Source organism: Anaerobacillus sp. 63XJN7_4_ISO-PGPR-S23-413 (genome assembly GCF_056173725.1).
Genome location: NZ_CM149688.1, coordinates 1,525,617 through 1,546,666, shown reverse-complemented (window position 1 = coordinate 1,546,666; position 21,050 = coordinate 1,525,617). Strand labels below are relative to the sequence as shown.

Genomic DNA, 21,050 nt, shown 5'->3' with positions numbered 1-21,050 from the left:
AAGGGATTGAAGTGTTTGAAGTCGAAACAGTATGACGGAGGTGGAACGGTAATGAATGTGTATCAATTATCCAGCCAGACAGATGAAGACATGATTGAAAAGGTTTCAAAGTTATTAATGAAGCAAATTACTCGTTCTGAGCAAGATGGAAGCTACGATAAACTCGTTAAAGGAGTAAAGCTTGCTCTTGATGAACAGACAGCATCACGAATCGTTGTCGCAGAGTCTGATGACGAAGTCCTTGGCGTCGCGTTTTTTAATATCGGCGTCAGCCTCTCTAGTGGTGGTCCATATATTTGGTTAAATGAATTATTTGTTGATCCAGATGCACGAAATAGAGGTATTGGTAGGAAATTACTCCTTCATGTCATTTATTGGGCTGAGAATGAAGGGATTAAGGGCATAGAACTTGAGACAGGAATTCATAACGCTGTTACAAAACACCTTTACAATTCTCTCGGTTTCCATGACATTATTTCAAAAAGATACGGGTTTACCTTCTCTTCTTAAAGATTATTTGCTGCAAGAGTTGTTTCTGATACACTAAGAGATGGTAGAGAAAGGAGGCGTTTATAAAATGGAATTACGCGTAGATCGTACACCAAACCCAAATGCTATTAAAATTACGGCAGACCAACAGCTTTTCGAAGGAACTTCAAGCCATTCTTTCAAGAAGAATGACAATCCCGATCACCAAATGGCTGCTGCACTTCTAAAATTAGAAGGTGTTGATAATGTGTTTGGATACCAGGATTTTATTACAATTAATAAGATGCCAGAGGCAGATTGGGATACATTACTTCCAGAAGTAAAAGAAACAATCTCTAATAACGCATAGAAAAAAGTTCCTCGGATATCCGAGGAACTTTTTTTGTGTTGTTAAGTAGTAGGCGAGATGTTTCATTTTTTCAGTAGAACACAAAGGGCGTATTAAAATAAAAAGGCTCCAGTGCTTGCCGAGGCTAATCGGGCACTTCCGCTTTTCTTGTCTAGCTGCGACTCGCAGAAACTGCGATATTTCGCTCTTTCACCAGAACACAAAGGACGTGTTCTAGTTCAAGAGCTCCAATATCTCCGTTTCTAAACGCCCGCTCCGCTTTTCTTGTCTAGCTGCAGTGAGCAGGGACTCGATCGCTTCAGCCCTTCATCCGAACACAAAAACCGTGTTCAAATGAAGGGCCTCCAGCGCTTGTCGTCCCTAAACGCTCACTTCCGCTTTTCTTAACCATCCGTTCTAAAGAATCCGAAGATGCCTGTGGTGTTGACTATGTTGGTGAAGGCGGTTGGGTCGATGTCTTGGATGATGTGCTCGAGGTCGTATAGTTCATAGCGTGTGACGACGATCATGAGCATTTCTTTGTCTTCTCCTCTGTAGGCACCTTTTGCAGGGAGCTTTGTGATTCCTCTAACAAGTCGGTCATGAATAGCTTTTTGCATTTCATTTCCTTTGGAAGTTACGATCATTGCTGTTAGTTTTTCGTGACGTGTATGAATGACGTCGATTACTCGAGATGATACGTATAAGGTAACGAGCGTATAAAGAGCTTTTTCCCAGCCATAAAGCATCCCTGCAGTGAGGATAATCAACGCGTTCATGCTGAAGAAATACGTACCGATTGGACGGTCTTTCATGCGGGATAGAATCATGGCTACGATGTCCATTCCTCCGGTGGAAGCCCCCCATTTTAATGTAAAGCCGATACCAATTGCTGCAATGACTCCGCCAAACACTGCATTTAGCAGGATATCTTCTGAAAGAGCCTGGACTGGAATGATTTCAAGGAAAAAGGTAGTAGCTCCAACACTGATAATACTATACAATGTAAAAGATTTACCAACTTTCTTCCATCCCAGTATAGCTACAGGGATATTTAGTAACATAAGTAAAATACCCGTTGAGATTGAAATTGGCGTATAATCACTTAGTACGCTAGAAATCAGCTGTGCGATACCAGTAAAACCACTAGCATATACATTGGCAGGGATAAGAAATAAGTTCAGAGAAACTGCACCAAGGATCGCACCTAAGAGAATCACAATAATTTTTTTTACTTCTTCCAATAAGAACACCTTCTTTTTTGAAACAGAGATTTATCTCGTTTGCAGAATATAAGTAGAGACTGATCCAATTGACAATATTCACTCTCAGGATCCGATCTTTATAAGTGACGATTAGGTAAAGCCACATCTACTAAGCCATGTATATCTAATCAAACTATCTAATCTACGTCAACTGTTTTCTATTCAACCCCATCAATAGGATTGATTTCCTCTTTGCTAATGGGATAAACTTGATTATAACAAACATTCATTTACATACTGACTTAAAAATGAAGAAGGGACGATCGTCCATGACAGTTAAAATCATTACAGATAGCGCCTCGGATTTGCCAGAGGATCTCGTACGAAAGCACGACATCGACATCATGCCACTAATGGTCATTATCGGAGATCAGGAGTATTATGATCGTGAAGAGATCCAAGCAAAAGAGTTATATAAGACCTTGCGAGAAGGTACAATGGCCAAAACGTCGCAAATTCCTCCAGCACGGATACGAGAGACATTTGCGAAATACGCTAAAATGGGTCAGCCTTTTATTTATATTGCACTATCATCTGGTATTTCAGGTACATACCAATCAGCTGCCATCATTAAAAATGAAGTACAGGAAGAATACCCTGACGTACAAATGGAGGTCATTGATTCTAAAGCCGCTTCTCTCGGCTACGGACTCATGGCGATCCACGCTGCTGAGCTTGCTGAAAAAGGTGAAGGATTTGAGCGAATATTAGAAAGCTTAAACAGCAAGTACTTAACGCACATGGAACACATTTTCACAGTAGACGACCTGGAGTTCCTTCAGCGTGGCGGTCGCGTCAGTAAAGCCTCGGCCTTCTTTGGTGGAATGTTAAAAATCAAACCAGTGCTCCACGTTGAAGACGGGAAACTTGTTCCGATTGAAAAAATTCGTGGAAAAAACAAAGTCACCAAGCGTATGGTTGAGATCATGCAGGAACGCGGCGTTAATCTTCAGTCCCAATTAATCGGCATTTCACATGGAGATGACCTGGAAAGCGCTGAAAAATTAAAAAGTGCGATTCAAGAGACATATGGGAGTGAGCACTTTGTCATTCATGAAGTAGGCGCTACGATTGGGTCTCACTCAGGACCAGGAACACTTGCTTTGTTTTTCTTAAATAAATAACTTCCTTTTACATAGGATGTCGCATAATCGCGTACTCTATTATTGTGCATGGCAATCCTGACACCAAGGGAGGACATAACGTGTCATCAACAAAAGATAATAATAAAAAAGCAGTTGATCATAATGCTAAACGAATGTTGAAAAACAAGTTAAAAGAAGAAAACCGTGAAGGCGGGAAACACCAGTATTCTAAGGATACTGACCACTTGTAGAGATCAAGCATTGAAAAGAAACCGGCTAAACAGCCGGTTTCTTAATTTCTAACATCGGTTATATTAAAGTAAGGAAATGTTGTGCCTACCCAAAATGCAAGCGAAAAACCTACCATAATGTAGAGTATAAAATATGCATCAACTCTAGAGAAGGTCTGTTTATAATAATAAGTTCGTTCCTTATTATTAAACTGCTTCGCTTCCATGGCAACTGCAATGCGATGAGCTCTACGAATACTTTGAGAAAGCAATGGCACAGCATAAAGTGTCACAGACTGCATGATTCGAGCGAACCCTTTTTTCTTTTTTATACCTCTAATACGTAATGCGGCTCTTAGCTGTTGGAATTCCTCCATCATAACAGGAAGAATACGAACAGCAGCCATAAAGCTATAGGCAAACCGAGGCGGTACTTTAAGCTGTTGAACGAGGGAATAGAAGAGAAATACTGGCCTCGTTGTCAAAGCGAATAGAAGTCCGAGCAAGGCGAAATTTAAAGCTCGAAACCCGATGTGAAGACCTCGAAAGAAGCTCTCTTCTGTAATATGAACGATTCCCCACTTCCACCAAGTCGTCGTCCCTTGACCAAAGAACATCATACTAGAAGCACTTGAGAAAAATAACAACAAAAATGGAATCATTAAAATCGCTAGTATCCTTTTCCGATGTCCTGTGGCGAACAAGACGAGAATTAATGGAACCACTGTTACATTGCTAATCAAATTTGGATTGTGAACGAATAATAGAAGGATAAATAATGCTAAAATGAACACCAATTTGAAAGCAGGATTTAAACGATGAAGCCATGTTTCTTTATACTGTAGAGTCCACTGCATGATGCTCCCTCTCTTCCCTTCTCAGAAGCTCTCGATCAGCAGTTAGCTTACCCTCTTCAATGATCCACTCTCTCGTCCCATAATTTTGAACAATCTTCTCATCATGCGTCACCATAATAATGAGCATTCCATCTGACCTTAACTGTTCAAATAAAGCTAGCAACTTAAACGTATTACTTGCATCTTGACCAAATGTTGGTTCGTCTAACAAAAGAATCGGTTGAGAACCAAACATGGCCGTTCCTACGCTTAACCTTCTTTTTTGACCCGTAGAAAGCTGGTACGGATGAAGAGTTCGCACTTGCTTAAGATCATATGCTTCAAGCCACTGCCCTACTTTTTGATCTACTTCCGCGTCTTCCATCATTTCAAGGGAATAAGCAAGTTCATCATAGACAGAATTCGTGACAAATTGAAATTCTGGATTTTGAAAAACAAAAGCTAGCTGCTCACGGGAAGCTTTGATCGATTTTAATTCCTGATTCTTTACTCTCTTTTTACCAGTCGTTTTCATCACGTTCATTAAACTTAAAAGAAAGGAGCTTTTACCTGCTCCATTCTTTCCGGTAACCACAATCCATTCTCCTTCATGAGCTGACCCATTATGCACTTCAATTTTTGGGATTTTGCCTCGATACCCTTTTAACTGTTTAATCTCAAGAATTTCTTCCCCTTTAACATACGGTGCAGGAAGTTTTTTTTTATTTGTATGTTCTTCCCATACGCCCGGATACCAGATCCCATATTCCTTCATCTTATGTTTATAAAAGGAGAAGACACTTTGTGGGTCAGCATCTGCAATAATCCTTCCCTCTGAATCAAAAAGGACGATGCGATCAACAAAATCAATTACTTCATCAATCTTATGCTCAACGATAATCATTGTTTGTGTAGCATTAAGTTGTTTAATTGTTTTCCATACGTCAGAGGTACCTGCAGGATCAAGTAACGCGGTCGGTTCATCCAAAAAGATTACATCTGGCTCAAGTGCAAGCATGGAGGCAATGGCTAGTCGCTGTTTCATCCCTTGTGAAAGTGAACTAATCTCAATATGCGGATCCTTAAAGGAAAGACCTACCTTTTCAAGATAATGACGAATTAACCCTTCCATTTCAGGTTGCGGGACAGCACGATTTTCCAATACGAATGCCATCTCTTCATCCACATATGGCATGCAAAACTGAGAATCAGGATCTTGAAATACAACGCCTGAAGATGCTGGTATACTTTTGGCATCTGCCTTCATAGGCACTGGAACGGCATTTGGAATTAAACCAGATAATATCTGAAGAAGAGTTGATTTACCACAACCGCTCGGACCAAGAAATAAGACCTTTTCCCCTTCTGCAATCTCAAGAGATAACCGATTAAATAGCAGTGTGTCCGCTCCCGCATATTTTACACGAAGGTTTGATACACCTACTTTCATATAACCACTCCTTACTGATCTAACGCCTTATAATCCTCATCACTTGCTGGTCTAACTAAGCTAGTAACACCCGTTTTCTCTAGAGCTTCTACAAGGAAATAAGCAAGTAGTCCAGCTAACAGGAAACCACCTATTAACCTAGCACCAATGAGAAGAAGTAAATTCCATAGAGCAAGGTCCATCACATACCCATAGGCAGCATCCATGACAATGGAGCCTACTGCAGCAGCAATCCCTCCAAGCGCCGCAACAAATGCGGTGTATCGTTTATAGCCAAATAAAGCAAACATTAATTCCGTTCCTAATCCTTGAACAATTCCATATAGAAGAACGGACAATCCATATTCAGAACCAACAAGAAATTCACCAGAAGCTGCAGCCGTTTCTGCAAGTAGTGCCACACCGGGCTTACGAAGAAGAAGCACTGCTACTGTACCCGCAATAAACCACATCCCGTAAATCACATCACCAATATGGAGACCAAATGGTTTAAAGATGTTATAGACCGGTCCCCACAGTTTATAAATAATCCCAAAAACAAGGGCAATCACGATCGTAATCAAAATGTCCGATAGTTTTAGTCGTTTCATACGCGCTCACCTTTTTGGAGGGAGACAGGCCACTCTTCTACTTGATAAGCCATTTCCCAGAAACCATATTCCAACTGACAGCTAAGAATGAAATAGTCCTTGATTCGCTTCAATTCTCTTTCAGGTGCCGTCTCAGCCCACTGATCGAGGATTTTTCTTAGTTGATCCGTCACAGGTTCCATTGACTTCTCTCCGTAAAACGTAATCCAATCATAAAAAGGATGATCTTCTTTAGGATTAACCTCTTCCATTAAACGCTGACCAATCTCCAGGTATGTCCATGGGCATGGCAGAAGGGCTGCAACGATTTCTCCGAGCGTACCTGAATGAGCAGCGTCAAGCATATGCCTCGTATAATGATGTGCCGTCGGGGCGAGGGGATAGCCTTGCAGCTCTTCATAAGTGACGCCTGCAGCTCGACACAAATTATTATGAGGATGAACCTCACTATGGAGTACAAATGATATTTGTTCAGTGAAAAGTGCCATCTCTTCTCGGTTTTCACATTTTGATAGCGCAATGCCATAGATTCGAACAAATGTATTCAAATATTCAAAGTCCTGCTTTACATAGTGAACAAGCTGTTCCTTCTCTAACTTTCCCTCCGCAATTCCTCTCACAAATGGATGATTAAAGATCGCTCCAAAAATTGGTGCTGCTTCCTCTCTTAACTGTTCAGTAAATGACATAAAAAAACTCCTCTCCGCTTTTCATCCAACTGATGAAGAGGAAAGGAGCTTGAATGCCGTTGTTCCGTCATTTTTGGAGATTTAGAAATACTTGTAAGCATTCCTTACTTCTACACGTTTAGGAAATCAAAACGTATAAAAGCCGCTCCAAAAATGGAGCGGCTGCGGTGGCATCCGTCTCCACTTTCCTCCGCTGGCGCTAACCAGATCAGGTTCAAAGGGTCCAGGACATCCTGTCTCAGTCATATAAATGACTCCCCTAGTGGATATATAAAAAGCTTTTTTGAATGTTAGTTTGATAACTATTAAGCTACTCTTCTTTCACACCTTTGTCAACCATTACTGGAAGTTCAATTACAAAAGTTGTTTGTTCTGGATTTGATCGCACTGAAATAACACCTTCGTGCTTTTCAATAATTTGCTTGCAAACAGACAATCCAAGACCTGTTCCGAGTTTTTTTGTACTAATGAACGGTTGAAAGATACTTTCAACAAGATGCGATGAAATTTGCCGGCCATTATTGGAAATTTCAATCGTAATCCGTCCATGGTTTTCTTTTGCTCTCAGCTCAATTTTTCGATGATCGATTTTATTTTCATTTAACTCTTCAATCGAGTTAATCATAATATTAAGAATGACTTGTTTAATTTGTTCTTCTACACCGAACAGTGGAATGTCTGGAGTAATGGCTGTTTCCACTTCTATATTTGATTCTAGTAGTCTTGGATAAAGAATTTCAATGGTATATCTTAATAATCCACTTAAATTTAATGATAGAGGACGATCGTCGCTCCCACGCATTTTTGATAAGAAAAGAAATTGACTTACCTTCTCTTCTAGACTTTTCATTTCGCTATTGAGGATTTCGAAATAGTGTTTCTCGATCGAATTATTAGCATCACTATCATCTTCTAATAATTTCAAAAATCCTTTAATGGAGGTAAGAGGATTGCGAAATTCATGAGCAAAGCTCGCACCTAGCTGACCAAGAATGGTTAAACGATCACTATGCATTTCCTGTATAAACTTATTTTTATCATGAATGATATTATCTTTCACCTTCGTGTATTCCGTTACTGAATGATACGAATAGGCATTAAAATAATTATTAATGATTTGAAGACCTTTCGAAAGTTCGTCTCTATCAAATGATGATTCGTTTAAGACAGAGATCACAACCGATCTCCCAAAATTAATATTCGCAATAAACTCTCCGATATTAACATTTGCTTCAATTCGCTCATTGGCAATTTTCTTAGTTAATGTCATAATCCAACTTTCATCCTGAAGGCGAATATAACGAGAGATAAGTTCAACCGTTCGTTTCCCATTCTTAATGATTTCTTCATAATAAGGATCCTCTTGAGAAATTTTTGCGCCAAGCAGCCACTTTTCTACAATTTTGGGCTGACTTTGTTCCAAAAACGACGCAAACCGTTCTTCAAATTCAGATTCTCTTAAATCAAAATTCATACCTCTCGCCTCACAAACTACATTATAGGTTTGTTTCATTTTATCATGTAATGCAAATGTCATCATTATATTCTCAGACTTAGGTTTAGAAATTCTCCCGATTGGCAATTCCTTACATATATAATTTGAAAGGAGTTATCCCATGCGACCAGATTTTAGACAGACGGATGGACAACCAGCACAACATCAAAATCATCAGCCAGGATCTCAGCAAGAAATGGATCCAAAGCCCATAATGGATGACCGGGATTATAAAGGATCAGGAAAATTAACGAATAAAGTCGCTCTCATCACTGGAGGAGATAGTGGGATAGGCGAAGCCGTTGCGATTGCTTATGCAAAAGAAGGAGCAAAAATCGCCATTGTTTATCTTGACGAACATGAAGATGCGCAACATACGCAACAAAAAATCGAAGAGATCGGAAGCGAATGTTTATTGTTGCCGGGAGACATTGGGAGTGAAAGCTTTGCTTACGATGTGATTAAACAGGTGATTGATCATTTCGGACAGCTCGATATTTTAATTAATAATGCAGCAGAACAGCACCCCCAACAGGGAATAGAAGAAATTAGTGCAGAACAGCTCGAAAAAACATTCCGAACCAACGTTTTTGCCATGTTTCACCTGACGAAAGCCGCTCTTCCCCATCTTAAAAAAGGAAGTGCAATCATTAACACATCCTCTGTAACCGCATATGAAGGCAATGATCAGCTGATCGATTACTCTAGTACAAAAGGTGCAATCACAACGTTCACAAGGAGTCTCGCAAAGTCGCTCGTTGGAAAAGGTATTCGTGTCAACAGCGTTGCACCTGGTCCTATTTGGACACCGCTTATCCCTTCCACCTTCTCAGCAGAAAAAGTGAAAAACTTTGGAACGAATACACCAATGGGAAGACCGGGTCAGCCAGAAGAATTAGCTGCGGCTTACGTCCTTCTTGGTTCTGATGGATCTTCTTATATGACAGGTCAAACGATTCATATAAATGGTGGACAGTTTTTAACATCTTAAAACCTCCTTTGGGAGGTTTTTTTATATTATTCACTCTATAAAAAAATGATTTTTAAGACTCTATTGGACAAGAGTTTATACGTCTTTTTACTGTATTCATATAGTATAGTGAATACAGTTTTAGACTATATTTGAACACGTATGTTCAATAGGGGTTGTCATTATGGCTTTTACCAATCGATACTCCACCCGAACGTGTGGAGCCATGACATTTACAGGAAACACTTTAGGATTAAGTCAGTTACTAAATGCTAACCAGGCTGGAACTCAAGGAAGTATCGGAGCATTTATTACAACCGATACATCACTTCAAGTGCCAACTTTTCCACCAGGAACCACTCTGGATTATACTTTAAATAACTCAGAGGCTAATCTAGTATTACCAGCTGGAAGCTCCGTTTTATATGCTGAATTAATCTGGGGAGGAAATTATCTTTCAGTAAACGAAGACATTACATCTGATATTGATAATTCTGTTACGTTCACGAACCCAAGCGGGACTGATTTCACAATTAGTCCCGACCCAACTACTAGTAATGAGCCAACATTTACCATCGGAGGAAATACTCGAGGATTTTACATGCGCTCCAATGATGTTACATCAATCGTTCAAGCAGCTGGCGCTGGTACATACACCGTAGGCGGCGTACCAGGACTAGTCGATCCTCTTCAAGCTTCCACAGCTGATACGAACCATGCAGGATGGACACTCGCCGTTGTTTATGCGAATAGTACATTACCAAACCGATCTCTGAATTTATTTGTCGGCGCCCAGGGTATCGTCATTAATCCTTTAAACCCCACAATTGATATAGCCATTTCAGGTTTTATGACTCCTCCTTCAGGTACTGTAGATGCCCGTTTACTCATCTCAGCTCAAGAAGGTGACGCGAATATAGGAGGGGATCAAGCTCTTTTTGGGCCTGATGCAGGTACATTAACCCTTCTCTCAGGACCAAATAACCCACTAGGAAACTTTTTTGGCTCTCAAATTAATGATGATTCCGGAAATCTTGATACGAGTGGAACATTTGGTAACCGGAACCAGGATCCTTTTACATTAACGAATATTGTTGCTGGAAGACAGGGATGGGATATTACAAACGTCAGTGGGGCTGGCCTATTACCGAACAACCAATCCACGGCTGTTTTCCGCTTCACGTCGTCAGGCGATGCTTATATGCCAAATGCACTTGGCGTCCAAATTGACGAAGGTGATGCCATTTTAGATATCGTGAAAACCGTTGATAAGCCATTTTCCACCTATCGTGACGTGCTTTCGTATACGATCACCATTACAAACAACGGCGTTGTTCCCGCTATTAACGTAATCTTTACTGATTACCTTCCAGCTTGCACCCAATTTATTGAGAATAGTTTGTATATTGATAGTGTACAATATCCGGGTAGTAATCCCCAATATGGTATTGACCTCGATGATATTGATGTCGGTGATACCGTTACAATTTTCTTCCAGATTGTTGTGAAACGGTGTAACTGTTTTGTTCTTAATGTAGCCGAAGTCGAGTTTAGCTGTGGTAAAATCGCTACTAGTAACCAGGCCATATCTACTGTATGTTAATTAGTAAAAAAAGATCGTGTGCTAATTTTGCACGCGATCTTTCATTTTATATAAACTAGTTATTCGACTCTAATAATCGTTAATGACGCTCCCACACCCGACGTCAACACAACTGCTGCAACCAAACCAAACAGTTGAAGTGAGATCGTATCACCAGCGTTTAAAGCTGTTATTACTTCAGCGCTATATTTATTTAAAGAAACAAGAGGGGATATGACCGATTGGGGGAGGGAAGCTCCATTAATTAATAATCTTGAACTAACGATTAGAGAAGCGGTTTTATTAATTTGATAAGAAATGTAGTACCTTCCTGCTTCTTGTACGGTAAAAATGGTGTTCGGACCATTTACTGTGATTGTAGCAGGCAAACTTTGTCCATTTGGAAGGGGGATGTTCGTTCCACCTAGAATAACGTTGATGATTGCACCACCTGTATTTGCCGCAAAACCCGAAGTGCCTGTGACTGACGGTCCTTCTGGTCCCTCAGGCCCCTGCGGCCCTGGTGGACCAGGGATTCCCTGTGCACCTTGTCTACCAAATGCTCCTCCAGAACAGCTCCCACAACCTCCACAACCTGAACAACTCATGAAAATCACCTACTTTGGAGAATTTGTATTTACTATAGTAAACGCGATCCTTGATGGATTTGGAACGGCTGATGACGGCTTGTTCAAAGTTTATATGTATTTTATTAAAATTCCCCAAAATAAATAGCCACCTTCGTGGCTATTTCATACTCTCATTCTGATTAATCGTTCTCACTGTCCAGCGCTCTACAACCTTGTGTGGTACACAAACACGTTTGTTTCCTGACTCAGGATCACTAATTTTCTCTAGCAAACAGTTCACTGCCTGATAACCTAGTTGGAAAATATTAATATCAACAGAAGTAAGCGGCGGACTGGCATATTCAGCGAGCATCACATTATTGAAACTAATGACGGAAACATCTTCAGGAACAGAAAGACCCATCTCATCAAGCTTGCTCATGATACCAAGGGCCATAAGATCATCTGCAACAACAAGCGCGGTTGGAGGATTTTCTAACGAAAATAATGCCATTACCGCTTCCTGTCCGCCTTCTTTTAGAAACTCCACATGAACAACATAATCGTCTTGGAGTGGGATTTCCGCTTCCTGTAGGGCTTTTTCATAACCGTGTAACCGCTCCACGGTAACGACTAGATCTAAATTCCCTCCAACAAATGCGATCCGTTCATGACCTTTGCCGATAAAATGCTCGGTTACATCTTTTGCCGCGCTATAGTTATCATTATCGACATGAGTGATTGAATCTGGATTCACTAGCGGCTTCCCAATAACGGTAAACGGAAAATTTTGTTCCTGTAAAAACGTCATGATTTTATCGTCGATTCTTGAATAAAGCATTACTATACCGTCCACTCTACGCCCGTGAACCATCCCCATTACGCCTTCTAGCATTTCTTCTTCTGTTGCCCCAGTGGACATATATAAGGTATATTCTTTTTCATGAGCCTTCGTACTAATACCGCGAAGAACTTCTGGAAAGAATGGGTTCTGTAATACTTTATCTGCTGAACTCGGCATGACAAGGCCAATCGTTTGTGTACTCCGGTTCGCTAGACTTCTTGCATTATAGTTAGGATGGTAGCCAAGCTCTTCCATCGCCTCTCTTACACGACGTTTCGTTTGCTCACTAATTCGTGGATTATTTGCGATCACACGTGATACCGTTGATGGCGCAACATTGGCAAGCTTCGCTACATCTTTAATCGTTACTGCCATTGGGATTTCCTCCTATACAAAGCTTTCGCTTGTTCATTTCATATGATAAGTAATTGATCTATCTTAACTATCTAATGATTCATTGTAAACGATTTCTATTGAAAATGACATCTACTATAGAGAAACAATCCTACCTATTAAAGTTCTCTAAACGAAGAATTAGGATAAAAAAAGAGAAAGAAGCTGCAAGAGTAGCTCTCCTCTTCCTCTTCTTTCTCACGTCTTGCTCTATCCTTTCGTTCCACCAGCAGTAAGTCCAGATATAAAGTAACGTTGCAGCGATAAGAATAAAATTGAAATTGGGATCGCAATCAATACTGATCCTGCAGCGAACGTTGTAAACTCATTACCGAACTGATCAGAAATCATTTTGTAAAGACCAACCGCTAACGTATATTTATCCTCACTACGAAGAATAACTTGAGCAAGAATAAAATCCGTAAACGGTGTAATGAAACTAAATAATGCTACAACAGCAAGAATCGGTTTTGCAAGTGGTAATATGATTTGCCAGAAGATACGAAAGTGACCCGCTCCATCGATTCGAGCTGACTCATCAAGCTCTTTTGGAATTGTATCAAAGTATCCTTTAGCAAGCCAGGTATTCATTGGCAGTAAACCACCTGTATAAACGAGAATCAGCGCAAAGTGCGTATCTAACAAACCCGTTGTATAAGCTAATACATAGATCGCAATAAGTGCTGCAAAGTTCGGGATCATTTGAAGAATTAAGAAAGTCATTAATCCATTTTTACGACCGACGAAACGGTAGCGTGAGAAGGCATAAGCCATACAGGAGATCATCGCTACGGCTAGAATCATTGTGATGATACAAATCTTCAATGTGTTCCAATACCAAAGCAAGTAATCACTTTCAGCCGTATTAAATAACGATTTGTAATGCTCCAATGTTGCATCCTTCGGGATAATGGATGATCCAGATAGACTGTCACCGGGATTAAAGGAAGACCCCACAATCCATAGAACTGGATACAAGATGATGACACAAGCAATAGCGATGGCAATGTAGGACAGTGTTAAACGTAAGGTATTCTGCATTTTTGGACTCATATTACATCATATCCTCTTCTTGGAATGATTTCGTTCTTCTAAACTGCCATAGTGCTACACCTATAACAATGGCTGATAGAATCATGGTAATAGCAGCAGCTTTGCCATATTGCGCAGACGTAAACGTGAGCTTATAGATCCACGAAATCAAAATGTCAGTAGAGCCTGCTGTTTGACCTGATACGGCAGGACCACCACCGTTAAACAGGTAAATAACGTTAAAGTTATTAAAGTTAAATGTATATTGTGTGATTAAAATTGGCGCGATTGCAAAAAGAACCATTGGAAGCGTGATTCCTCTAAACTTCTGCCAGATATTCGCACCATCTACTGTGGCAGCTTCATATAATTCATCTGGAATCGATTGAAGCACACCCGTTACCATAGCGAAAATAAACGGGAATCCAAGCCAGAACTGTATAAGAATTAAAGCAACTTTTGTCCAAAATGGCTCTGTAAGCCATGGTATCGCATCGATACCGAACGCTGCTAAGATGTCGTTATTTATCGCACCAAACGTCTCATTAAACATCCCCGCAAACACAAGGATTGATACGAAAGCTGGTACGGCCCAAGGCAAGATAAAGATTGTTCTAAAGATGCCTTTAAATTTAAGGTCTTTCTGGTTCATCAAAACGGCTAGAAAAATACCAATGGCAATTTGTCCTGTTGTTGCAACAAATGTCCATACGATTGTCCATGAGAATACATCAATGAAAGTATCGCGCCAGATGTCTAGCTTAAATATATCAATATAGTTTTGAATCCCAATCCAATCTACTAAGTTAGCTGGTGGAGAATGGTAGAGATCGTAGTTTGTAAACGAAAGTAAAATAACAAACAAGATCGGGAAAATAACAACAAAGATTAATAAGAAAAATCCTGGTGATAGCATTAAGTAAGGAAACCCTTGTTCAGAAACATTACGGTATTGCTCTCTAACAGAATTTAAGGGAATGCCTAGATCACGATTTCTTCCATTCAAATATGCATCCCTTAGGTTTAAGAAATAAATAACCAATCCAATCAGGATAACAAGGACAGCGATAATTCCCTGTGTTAACAAGAAGATGGAGTGATCTCGTGGTAGCTTTTCCCCCAGGGTAACGATCCCCCATAATCCAATGTTGATTAAGTCAGCAAAAGCAACGGCAAATGAAACCGTTAAGATGAAGAACATAAGTCCTTTGAGGATCTGCTTGTTATAAAACTGACCGAATCCAGGTATTAGTGATAAAGCAAGTGCTGTTTTTCGATGCTTTGTTTGACGCTCAGTTGCCTCCATCGTGATGGCAATCCCCTTTCTTCTCCCCACTTTTCTAGCTTTAAAGTGAGAAGCAGTACCCCGTTTCCGGAGTACCGCTTTAAATTTTCAAAACTTTAGTTGCTGTGATTCTGCTCGATTTGAGACTTAATTGTTTTCGTAGCCTCATCAAGGGCTGCTTTTGGTTCTTGCTTATCTGTTGCTACTAATTGTAGAGCAGACGCTGCTGGCTCCCATACTTCAGCCATTTCTGGAATGTTAGGCATCGGAACGCCATATTGAGATTGAAGTGCTACGGCACTTGCACCTTCATTATCAGCAATAACTGGATCTTCAATTAGTGATTTAACAGGAGGAATTTCTGCTGTTTTTTCGTAACGAATCTTTGCATTCTCCTCATTTGTTAACCATTCAACGAGCTTCGTAGCCCATTCTTTGTTCTCAGAGAAATTACTTACGTGCCAGCCTTTAACACCGATAAATGTTTTGAAATTCTCTCCGTTTGGAAGTGTAGGCATTGGCGCAACACCAATGTCAATTCCAGCATCTTTATAACCCTGGAAAGACCATGGTCCGTTCATAACGGAAGCTGCTTTCCCTTCATTAAATAGACCATCCATTGTAGATCCACCGTTTTCACCAATTAGGCCTTTAGGGAAAAGATCTTCCTGATACCATTTCTGAATATATTCCGTTCCTTCAATAGCACCATCATTATTAAGACCGATGTCATCTGGGTTTAATCCCTCATCAGTGCGATCAAACACATAGCCGCCATATCCTGAAAGGACAGCGTTTGCAAAATAGAAGTTATCCCATAGCGCAAGGAAGCCATACTGCTTGTCTTTCGTGAAGTCTTTTGCAAAATCATAGACTTCATCCATTGATTCCGGAGCTTTTTCCATTAGATCTTTGTTGTAAATGAAGACAGGTGTTTCCGTTGCTTTTGGTAGTCCATAAAGGTTACCGTCAAAGTTTTCAGCTTGAATAGAAGATTCTGTAAATGTATCAATCACAGACTGTTCAACTTCGATTGGGGAAATAAGTCCTTCAACCGCTGCCTGTCCAATTTGATCATGTGGAAGTGTAATAACGTCAGGACCAGTACCTGCTGGACCATCAAGACGAATTTGCTCTCTAATTTCGTCAGCCATACCTAGTTCTTTAAATTCAACTTTAATGCCGTACTCTTCCTCGAAGCTAGCAATAGCCGGTTCAAGTGCAATCCCTTTATCTGTATCTTCCCAAACAACTAGCTTCTCAGGTTTATTTGCATCTTCTCCCTCAGAATCACTGCCTCCGTTGTTACTAGAAGCGTTTTCATTGTTTTGCGGTCCGCATGCTGCAAGAACGCCGATTGCAAGAACTAGTGTAAGAAACAAAGCGAAAAAGCGTTTCATGTGTTAACCCCCTCTTAATTTTACGATAGGAGTACAAGCGCTTTCATACAACTCAGTGAAAACGATTGCACTGTCTTTCTATAACTTATTATACATGGCTATAAAATTTTCGCAACCGTTTGCACAAAGTTTTTTCAAAATTTTTTCGAAACAGAATTTCTCCTTGTTTTTTACATTTGACTATCGTACTTTGATCTTCTACATTTATATAGAAGCAACGTTCCATTTCGATTAGTGCTTGAAATGAGTTTTCTTTTATTAAAATGCAAGCGATTGCACACGGAGGTATCTATTTATGTTTAAAGAAGCCATTTATCACCGCCCAAAGAACAACTATGCTTACGCATATGATAAGAAAACACTACACCTGATGATTCGAACAAAGAAAGATGATGTGACATCCATCTCCCTTATTTATGGAGATCCGTATGATTGGAAAGACAACAAATGGCAGTTCACTTCTAAAACAATGAAAGTAACTGGCTCTGACTCTCTATTCGATTATTGGAGTATAGCGATCCAACCTCCTTATCGTAGATTGAGATATGGCTTTTTTCTAGAAGATAAAAATGAAGCGTATTATCATACTGAAAAAGGCTTCTATACGGAACAGCCATCAGATACCAACGACTATTATAGTTTTCCTTTCCTAAATGAAGCTGATATCTTTACAGCTCCTGAATGGGTGAAAGACACAGTATGGTATCAGATCTTTCCCGAACGATTTGCTAACGGGGATACTTCCTTAGATCCAAAAGGTACGCTTCCATGGGGAGAATATCCTCCGGAGCGCAACAACTTTTTCGGCGGAGACTTTCAGGGGGTAATAAATCATCTTGATCACTTAGCGGAACTTGGAATTAATGGAATTTACTTCACACCTATTTTTAAAGCGGCCTCAAACCATAAATACGACACAATCGATTACATGGAGATTGATCCACAATTTGGCGATAAAGAAATGTTTAAAGAGCTCGTCAAAGCCTGTCATGAAAGAGGCATTAAAGTTATGCTTGATGCTGTTTTCAATCATAGCGGTTATTACTTCGAACCTTTTCAGGACTTATTAAACAACGGAGAAGCATCACGCTATCGAGACTGGTTTCACGTTCGATCCTATCCAATTGAAACAAAACCTCTTCCCTCCTATGATACTTTCGCCTTTGAAGCGACAATGCCTAAGCTTAATACTGAGAACCCAGAAGTGAGAGAGTATTTACTACAAGTTGGTCGCTACTGGGTAGAAGAATTTGATATTGACGGGTGGCGACTTGATGTTGCAAATGAAATTGATCACCGCTTCTGGCGTGAATTTAGAAGAGAGGTTAAGCGTATTAAGCCTGAGCTTTATATTCTTGGTGAAATCTGGCACGACTCGATGCCGTGGTTACAGGGCGATCAGTTTGATGCTGTAATGAATTACCCTTTAACTGCTGCCCTACTTGATCATTATGCAAATGGAAGAATCTCTGCCGAAACAATGGGGAACCGACTATCCGCACTCCTTCACTCTTATCCTGCAAATGTGAATGAAGTCGCCTTTAATTTATTAGGAAGTCACGATACACCGCGACTCCTCACACTGGCAAACGGGAAAAAGGAGGTCGTGAAGCTCATGTATATCCTTCAATTCTCCTTCCCAGGAACACCTTGTATTTATTATGGTGACGAAATTGGGATGAAAGGTGGCGCTGATCCCGATTGTCGAGAATGTATGATTTGGGATGAAAAAGACCAGGACACTGAACTATTTCAGTTCTTAAAAGAATTAATCGCCCTTCGCAATCAACACCCTGCGTTTCGGAACGATGGAACTTTCGAAGTGGTGTATACAGATGAATCACTTATTCAATATAAGAGGAAAACGAATAATGAAACGCTCCTCTTTCTATTAAACAACTCAGAAAAGGCCATAACTACTGATCTCTCACTCAATTATTTGAACACAAAAACTCTTTTAGGGAGTCAGCACGACTCTAGCCTACTTCATCTTGAACCATTTGGCTTCACTATTTTAGACATTTCATGAGCAAGAAGCTCCTGGTCATCATCCAGGAGCTTCTTTTTATGCCTCAGAATTCGAAATTAACTGAAAGCGCAACCACCCTTACCCCACTTGGAATATTCTGATTATTTAAATGTGCTAAGGTGAGATTTTATGACATACTATTTTAAATTTTCAAAAAATAACCTTGAATTTCTCGTTTTCACCGCATAATATTAGGATATAGAAAAAAGGCAATGTTAGAAAAACTGACATGGAGGGTCTTACATGAAAAAAGTAGAAGCCATTATTCGTCCCGAGGCATTTCAGGATCTAAGAGATCGGTTAAGAGATGAAGGTATCACAGGCATGACAGTATCTGAAGTAGCTGGATGTGGATTACAGAAAAAACAAACTGGTGTCTTCAGAGGAAGTCATTTTGAAGTGTCGCTTCAGGCAAAAATTAAAGTAGAGCTCGTTTTTGATGATGACCTGCTTGATCATGTTGTTAAGCATATTCGCGATATATGTGCAACCGGGGAAGTTGGCGACGGCAAAATCTTCGTCTATCCTGTCGAAGATGTTATTCGTATACGATCTGGTGAACACGGACTAACTGCATTTAAATAAATCAAAAAGGATGATAAAAGCTATGAAAAAAATCACTGGTTTGTTCGCGCTTCTCTTTCTTCTCTCAGGAGGACATGTCTTCGCAGCAGGCGATACCTCTGCTGTAACCGCCTTGAGTGCTTCAATGGATACCGTATGGATTGTGATTGCTGCTTTTCTAGTATTCTTCATGCACGCTGGATTTGCAATGGTTGAAACTGGATTTACCCGTTCTAAAAACGCCTTAAATATTTTAATGAAGAATCTCCTAACAATGTCAATTGGTGCAGTGCTTTACTTTATAATTGGTTACGGATTGATGTTCGGTTCTTCAGCAGGCGGTTTTATTGGTAGTGATGGTTTCCTTCTTCTAGGACAATCTGAAAACATCGGCTTCTTTGTTTTCCAGGCCGTCTTTGCGGCAACTTGTGCGACAATCATTTCTGGTGCAGTAGCTGAGAGAATGAAATTAATTAGCTATATTGCTGTAACGGTTGCGATGATTGGATTTGTTTATCCTGTTGTTGGTCACTGGATTTGGGGTGGCGGATGGCTTTCAGAACTAGGGTTTGTTGACTTCGCTGGCTCAACGGTTGTTCATATGACAGGTGCACTTGGTGCGGTAGTAGCAGTCGCCTTTCTTGGAGGACGTCTTGGTAAATACTCAAATGGAAAAGTGAACGTTATTCAAGGTCATAACATTCCACTTGGCGCACTAGGGGTATTCATTCTTTGGTTCGGCTGGTTTGGATTCAATGCAGGTAGTACACTGTCAGCAAGCGACGCACTTATCCCTACAATCGTAGCGACAACACTTCTTTCTGCTTCAAGTGGTGTCATCGGAAGTGCCCTTTATTCTTATATTCGCTATAAGCAAATTGATGCTTCTTTAACTCTAAACGGCGCATTAGCTGGACTTGTCGGAATTACAGCTGGAACAGCAAGCGTATCTCCAATTGGCGCTATGTTCATCGGTCTTATCGCTGGAGTTATCTTGATTGAAGCCGTTCAACTGATTGACCGACGCGTAAAATTGGATGACCCAGTTGGAGCAATTGCTGTTCACGGAGTGTGTGGGGCGTGGGGCACGCTAGCCGTTGGACTTTTCGCAATCGATGGTGGTTTATTCTACGGAGGCGGTGCATCCCTAATCCTCGTTCAAGCAATCGGAATTCTTGCAGTTATGGCGTGGACGATTGGCACAGTAGGTATTTTCTTATTCATCTATACTCGCTTCTCTTCCATTCGCGTTTCTCGTGAAGAAGAAATTCAGGGACTTGATTTCGCAGAGCACGGCTCAACAGCTTACGAGCTTAGAGGAGGCCTTCTCAACAACAATGAAAGCCCTTCTGCCGGAACACCATTCGGCCACGGCCTAGTCGAACGCCTCAACGGACTCGAACAGCCACCAGTTGAAAAAAGAAAAGCAGAAGGGAGCGTTTAGACACGAAAAGCGGAGACGAGCGTTTAGAAACGGAGATATTGGAGCTCTTGAACTAGAACACGCCCTTTGTGTTCTATTGAAAGAGTGAAATATCGCAGTTTCTGCGAGTCGCAGCTAGACACGAAAAGCGGAAGTGGGCGGTTAGGGTCGACAAGCGCTGGAGGCCCATAAAAAGAACACGGTTTTTGTGTTCATTTTATGGGGTGAAGCGATCGAGACCCTGCCCACTGCAGCTAGACACGAAAAGCGGAGACGAGCGTTTAGAAACGGAGATATTGGATCTCTTGAACTAGAACACGCCCTTTGTGTTCTGGTGAAAGAGTGAAATATCGCAGTTTCTGCGAGTCGCAGCTAGACACGAAAAGCGGAAGTGGGCGGTTAGACACGGCAGGCACTGGAGCCTTTTCATTTGAACACGGTCTTTGTGTTCGGATGAAAAGGTGAAGTGACCGAGTGTCTGCCCACTAAAGTCGGAACGAGC

The 21,050-nt window shown here is 40.7% G+C and carries 20 protein-coding genes, 1 pseudogene and 1 riboswitch; of the genes and pseudogenes, 10 read left to right on the top strand and 11 right to left on the bottom strand.

The genetic code is table 11. From position 1 onward, the window contains the following. Positions 1-51: 51 nt before the first annotated feature. Both AC0VYO_RS08380 and AC0VYO_RS08375 read left to right on the top strand, forming a co-directional pair. Complete coding sequence (locus AC0VYO_RS08380) at positions 52-510, top strand: N-acetyltransferase family protein (RefSeq protein ID WP_475368850.1); 459 nt, start codon at positions 52-54, stop codon at positions 508-510. Between the two features lie 67 nt (positions 511-577). Then, the gene (locus AC0VYO_RS08375; RefSeq protein WP_430246623.1) at positions 578-838 is read left to right on the top strand and encodes a NifU N-terminal domain-containing protein; all 261 of its coding nucleotides are present in this window, start codon (positions 578-580) and stop codon (positions 836-838) included. Positions 839-1,221: 383 nt separating this feature from the next. On the opposite strand, the gene AC0VYO_RS08370 is transcribed toward AC0VYO_RS08375, so the two are convergent. Then, the gene (locus tag AC0VYO_RS08370) at positions 1,222-2,070 is read right to left on the bottom strand and encodes a YitT family protein (RefSeq protein ID WP_194221161.1); all 849 of its coding nucleotides are present in this window, start codon (positions 2,068-2,070) and stop codon (positions 1,222-1,224) included. 281 nt (positions 2,071-2,351) lie between these two features. On the opposite strand from AC0VYO_RS08370, the gene AC0VYO_RS08365 reads away from it, so the two are divergent. Further along, on the top strand, positions 2,352-3,206 hold the full coding sequence (locus AC0VYO_RS08365) for a DegV family protein (RefSeq protein WP_430246622.1): 855 nt from the start codon (positions 2,352-2,354) through the stop codon (positions 3,204-3,206). An 80-nt stretch (positions 3,207-3,286) separates the two neighbouring features. Then, on the top strand, positions 3,287-3,418 hold the full coding sequence (locus AC0VYO_RS08360) for a DUF3941 domain-containing protein (protein ID WP_226612574.1): 132 nt from the start codon (positions 3,287-3,289) through the stop codon (positions 3,416-3,418). A 41-nt stretch (positions 3,419-3,459) separates the two neighbouring features. On the opposite strand, the gene AC0VYO_RS08355 is transcribed toward AC0VYO_RS08360, so the two are convergent. The 5 genes from AC0VYO_RS08355 to AC0VYO_RS08335 all read right to left on the bottom strand — a co-directional run bounded on the left by AC0VYO_RS08355 (position 3,460) and on the right by AC0VYO_RS08335 (position 8,436). Then, the gene (locus AC0VYO_RS08355; protein ID WP_430246621.1) at positions 3,460-4,254 is read right to left on the bottom strand and encodes an energy-coupling factor transporter transmembrane component T family protein; all 795 of its coding nucleotides are present in this window, start codon (positions 4,252-4,254) and stop codon (positions 3,460-3,462) included. Continuing rightward, entirely contained in the window at positions 4,232-5,683 is a 1,452-nt protein-coding gene (locus tag AC0VYO_RS08350; RefSeq protein WP_475368849.1) for an ABC transporter ATP-binding protein, read from the bottom strand. Before AC0VYO_RS08350 ends, AC0VYO_RS08355 begins: the two co-directional genes overlap by 23 nt. An 11-nt stretch (positions 5,684-5,694) precedes the next feature. Continuing rightward, on the bottom strand, positions 5,695-6,273 hold the full coding sequence (locus tag AC0VYO_RS08345) for an ECF transporter S component (protein ID WP_194221156.1): 579 nt from the start codon (positions 6,271-6,273) through the stop codon (positions 5,695-5,697). Next, positions 6,270-6,962 carry a thiaminase II gene (gene tenA / locus AC0VYO_RS08340; RefSeq protein ID WP_430246618.1) on the bottom strand — a complete coding sequence of 231 codons (693 nt, stop codon included), beginning with the start codon at positions 6,960-6,962 and terminating at the stop codon, positions 6,270-6,272. Before tenA ends, AC0VYO_RS08345 begins: the two co-directional genes overlap by 4 nt. A 168-nt stretch (positions 6,963-7,130) precedes the next feature. Beyond that, positions 7,131-7,233: riboswitch (TPP riboswitch) on the bottom strand. A gap of 39 nt (positions 7,234-7,272) precedes the next feature. Continuing rightward, positions 7,273-8,436, bottom strand: coding sequence for a histidine kinase N-terminal domain-containing protein (locus AC0VYO_RS08335; protein ID WP_475367163.1), 1,164 nt, complete (start codon positions 8,434-8,436; stop codon positions 7,273-7,275). Positions 8,437-8,578: 142 nt separating this feature from the next. On the opposite strand from AC0VYO_RS08335, the gene AC0VYO_RS08330 reads away from it, so the two are divergent. The 3 genes and pseudogenes from AC0VYO_RS08330 to AC0VYO_RS08320 all read left to right on the top strand — a co-directional run bounded on the left by AC0VYO_RS08330 (position 8,579) and on the right by AC0VYO_RS08320 (position 11,030). Continuing rightward, a complete protein-coding gene (locus AC0VYO_RS08330) occupies positions 8,579-9,448 on the top strand; it encodes an SDR family oxidoreductase (protein WP_475367162.1) in 870 nt (289 codons plus the stop codon). 163 nt (positions 9,449-9,611) lie between these two features. Then, positions 9,612-10,034 (top strand): annotated as a pseudogene (locus AC0VYO_RS08325) (hypothetical protein); the annotation flags it as partial. After that, positions 10,029-11,030: a DUF11 domain-containing protein gene (locus tag AC0VYO_RS08320; protein ID WP_475369051.1), complete on the top strand. Its 1,002-nt coding sequence runs from the start codon at positions 10,029-10,031 to the stop codon at positions 11,028-11,030. The pseudogene AC0VYO_RS08325 and the gene AC0VYO_RS08320, both read left to right, overlap by 6 nt. 59 nt (positions 11,031-11,089) lie before the next feature. Here AC0VYO_RS08320 and AC0VYO_RS08315 read toward each other — a convergent pair whose 3' ends face one another. The 5 genes from AC0VYO_RS08315 to AC0VYO_RS08295 all read right to left on the bottom strand — a co-directional run bounded on the left by AC0VYO_RS08315 (position 11,090) and on the right by AC0VYO_RS08295 (position 16,532). Beyond that, entirely contained in the window at positions 11,090-11,617 is a 528-nt protein-coding gene (locus tag AC0VYO_RS08315) for a BclA C-terminal domain-containing protein (RefSeq protein ID WP_475367160.1), read from the bottom strand. Positions 11,618-11,756: 139 nt separating this feature from the next. After that, entirely contained in the window at positions 11,757-12,797 is a 1,041-nt protein-coding gene (locus AC0VYO_RS08310) for a LacI family DNA-binding transcriptional regulator (RefSeq protein WP_475367159.1), read from the bottom strand. A gap of 228 nt (positions 12,798-13,025) precedes the next feature. Further along, the gene (locus AC0VYO_RS08305; protein WP_226612558.1) at positions 13,026-13,868 is read right to left on the bottom strand and encodes a sugar ABC transporter permease; all 843 of its coding nucleotides are present in this window, start codon (positions 13,866-13,868) and stop codon (positions 13,026-13,028) included. A gap of 1 nt (position 13,869) precedes the next feature. Further along, complete coding sequence (locus AC0VYO_RS08300) at positions 13,870-15,153, bottom strand: carbohydrate ABC transporter permease (RefSeq protein ID WP_194222272.1); 1,284 nt, start codon at positions 15,151-15,153, stop codon at positions 13,870-13,872. 95 nt (positions 15,154-15,248) lie between these two features. Next, a complete protein-coding gene (locus AC0VYO_RS08295) occupies positions 15,249-16,532 on the bottom strand; it encodes an extracellular solute-binding protein (protein WP_430246613.1) in 1,284 nt (427 codons plus the stop codon). A 295-nt stretch (positions 16,533-16,827) separates the two neighbouring features. On the opposite strand from AC0VYO_RS08295, the gene AC0VYO_RS08290 reads away from it, so the two are divergent. The 3 genes from AC0VYO_RS08290 to AC0VYO_RS08280 all read left to right on the top strand — a co-directional run bounded on the left by AC0VYO_RS08290 (position 16,828) and on the right by AC0VYO_RS08280 (position 20,569). Beyond that, positions 16,828-18,561, top strand: a complete 1,734-nt coding sequence (locus tag AC0VYO_RS08290) for an alpha-glycosidase (RefSeq protein WP_475368848.1) — start codon at positions 16,828-16,830, stop codon at positions 18,559-18,561. 243 nt (positions 18,562-18,804) lie between these two features. After that, a complete protein-coding gene (locus AC0VYO_RS08285) occupies positions 18,805-19,146 on the top strand; it encodes a P-II family nitrogen regulator (protein ID WP_194221146.1) in 342 nt (113 codons plus the stop codon). Positions 19,147-19,168: 22 nt separating this feature from the next. Continuing rightward, positions 19,169-20,569, top strand: a complete 1,401-nt coding sequence (locus tag AC0VYO_RS08280; protein WP_475368847.1) for an ammonium transporter — start codon at positions 19,169-19,171, stop codon at positions 20,567-20,569. Positions 20,570-21,050 lie beyond the last annotated feature (481 nt).

Excerpts from the sequence above, each read along its gene's own strand:
- AC0VYO_RS08380 (WP_475368850.1), top strand. The coding sequence starts at position 52 with ATGAATGTGTATCAATTATCCAGCCAGACAGATGAAGACATGATTGAA.
- AC0VYO_RS08350 (WP_475368849.1), bottom strand. The coding sequence starts at position 5,683 with ATGAAAGTAGGTGTATCAAACCTTCGTGTAAAATATGCGGGAGCGGAC.
- AC0VYO_RS08365 (WP_430246622.1), top strand. The coding sequence starts at position 2,352 with ATGACAGTTAAAATCATTACAGATAGCGCCTCGGATTTGCCAGAGGAT.
- AC0VYO_RS08280 (WP_475368847.1), top strand. The coding sequence starts at position 19,169 with ATGAAAAAAATCACTGGTTTGTTCGCGCTTCTCTTTCTTCTCTCAGGA.
- AC0VYO_RS08355 (WP_430246621.1), bottom strand. The coding sequence starts at position 4,254 with ATGCAGTGGACTCTACAGTATAAAGAAACATGGCTTCATCGTTTAAAT.
- AC0VYO_RS08310 (WP_475367159.1), bottom strand. The coding sequence starts at position 12,797 with ATGGCAGTAACGATTAAAGATGTAGCGAAGCTTGCCAATGTTGCGCCA.
- tenA (WP_430246618.1), bottom strand. The coding sequence starts at position 6,962 with ATGTCATTTACTGAACAGTTAAGAGAGGAAGCAGCACCAATTTTTGGA.
- AC0VYO_RS08290 (WP_475368848.1), top strand. The coding sequence starts at position 16,828 with ATGTTTAAAGAAGCCATTTATCACCGCCCAAAGAACAACTATGCTTAC.
- AC0VYO_RS08305 (WP_226612558.1), bottom strand. The coding sequence starts at position 13,868 with ATGAGTCCAAAAATGCAGAATACCTTACGTTTAACACTGTCCTACATT.
- AC0VYO_RS08335 (WP_475367163.1), bottom strand. The coding sequence starts at position 8,436 with ATGAATTTTGATTTAAGAGAATCTGAATTTGAAGAACGGTTTGCGTCG.
- AC0VYO_RS08375 (WP_430246623.1), top strand. The coding sequence starts at position 578 with ATGGAATTACGCGTAGATCGTACACCAAACCCAAATGCTATTAAAATT.
- AC0VYO_RS08300 (WP_194222272.1), bottom strand. The coding sequence starts at position 15,153 with ATGGAGGCAACTGAGCGTCAAACAAAGCATCGAAAAACAGCACTTGCT.
- AC0VYO_RS08285 (WP_194221146.1), top strand. The coding sequence starts at position 18,805 with ATGAAAAAAGTAGAAGCCATTATTCGTCCCGAGGCATTTCAGGATCTA.
- AC0VYO_RS08315 (WP_475367160.1), bottom strand. The coding sequence starts at position 11,617 with ATGAGTTGTTCAGGTTGTGGAGGTTGTGGGAGCTGTTCTGGAGGAGCA.
- AC0VYO_RS08345 (WP_194221156.1), bottom strand. The coding sequence starts at position 6,273 with ATGAAACGACTAAAACTATCGGACATTTTGATTACGATCGTGATTGCC.
- AC0VYO_RS08320 (WP_475369051.1), top strand. The coding sequence starts at position 10,029 with ATGCGCTCCAATGATGTTACATCAATCGTTCAAGCAGCTGGCGCTGGT.
- AC0VYO_RS08295 (WP_430246613.1), bottom strand. The coding sequence starts at position 16,532 with ATGAAACGCTTTTTCGCTTTGTTTCTTACACTAGTTCTTGCAATCGGC.
- AC0VYO_RS08330 (WP_475367162.1), top strand. The coding sequence starts at position 8,579 with ATGCGACCAGATTTTAGACAGACGGATGGACAACCAGCACAACATCAA.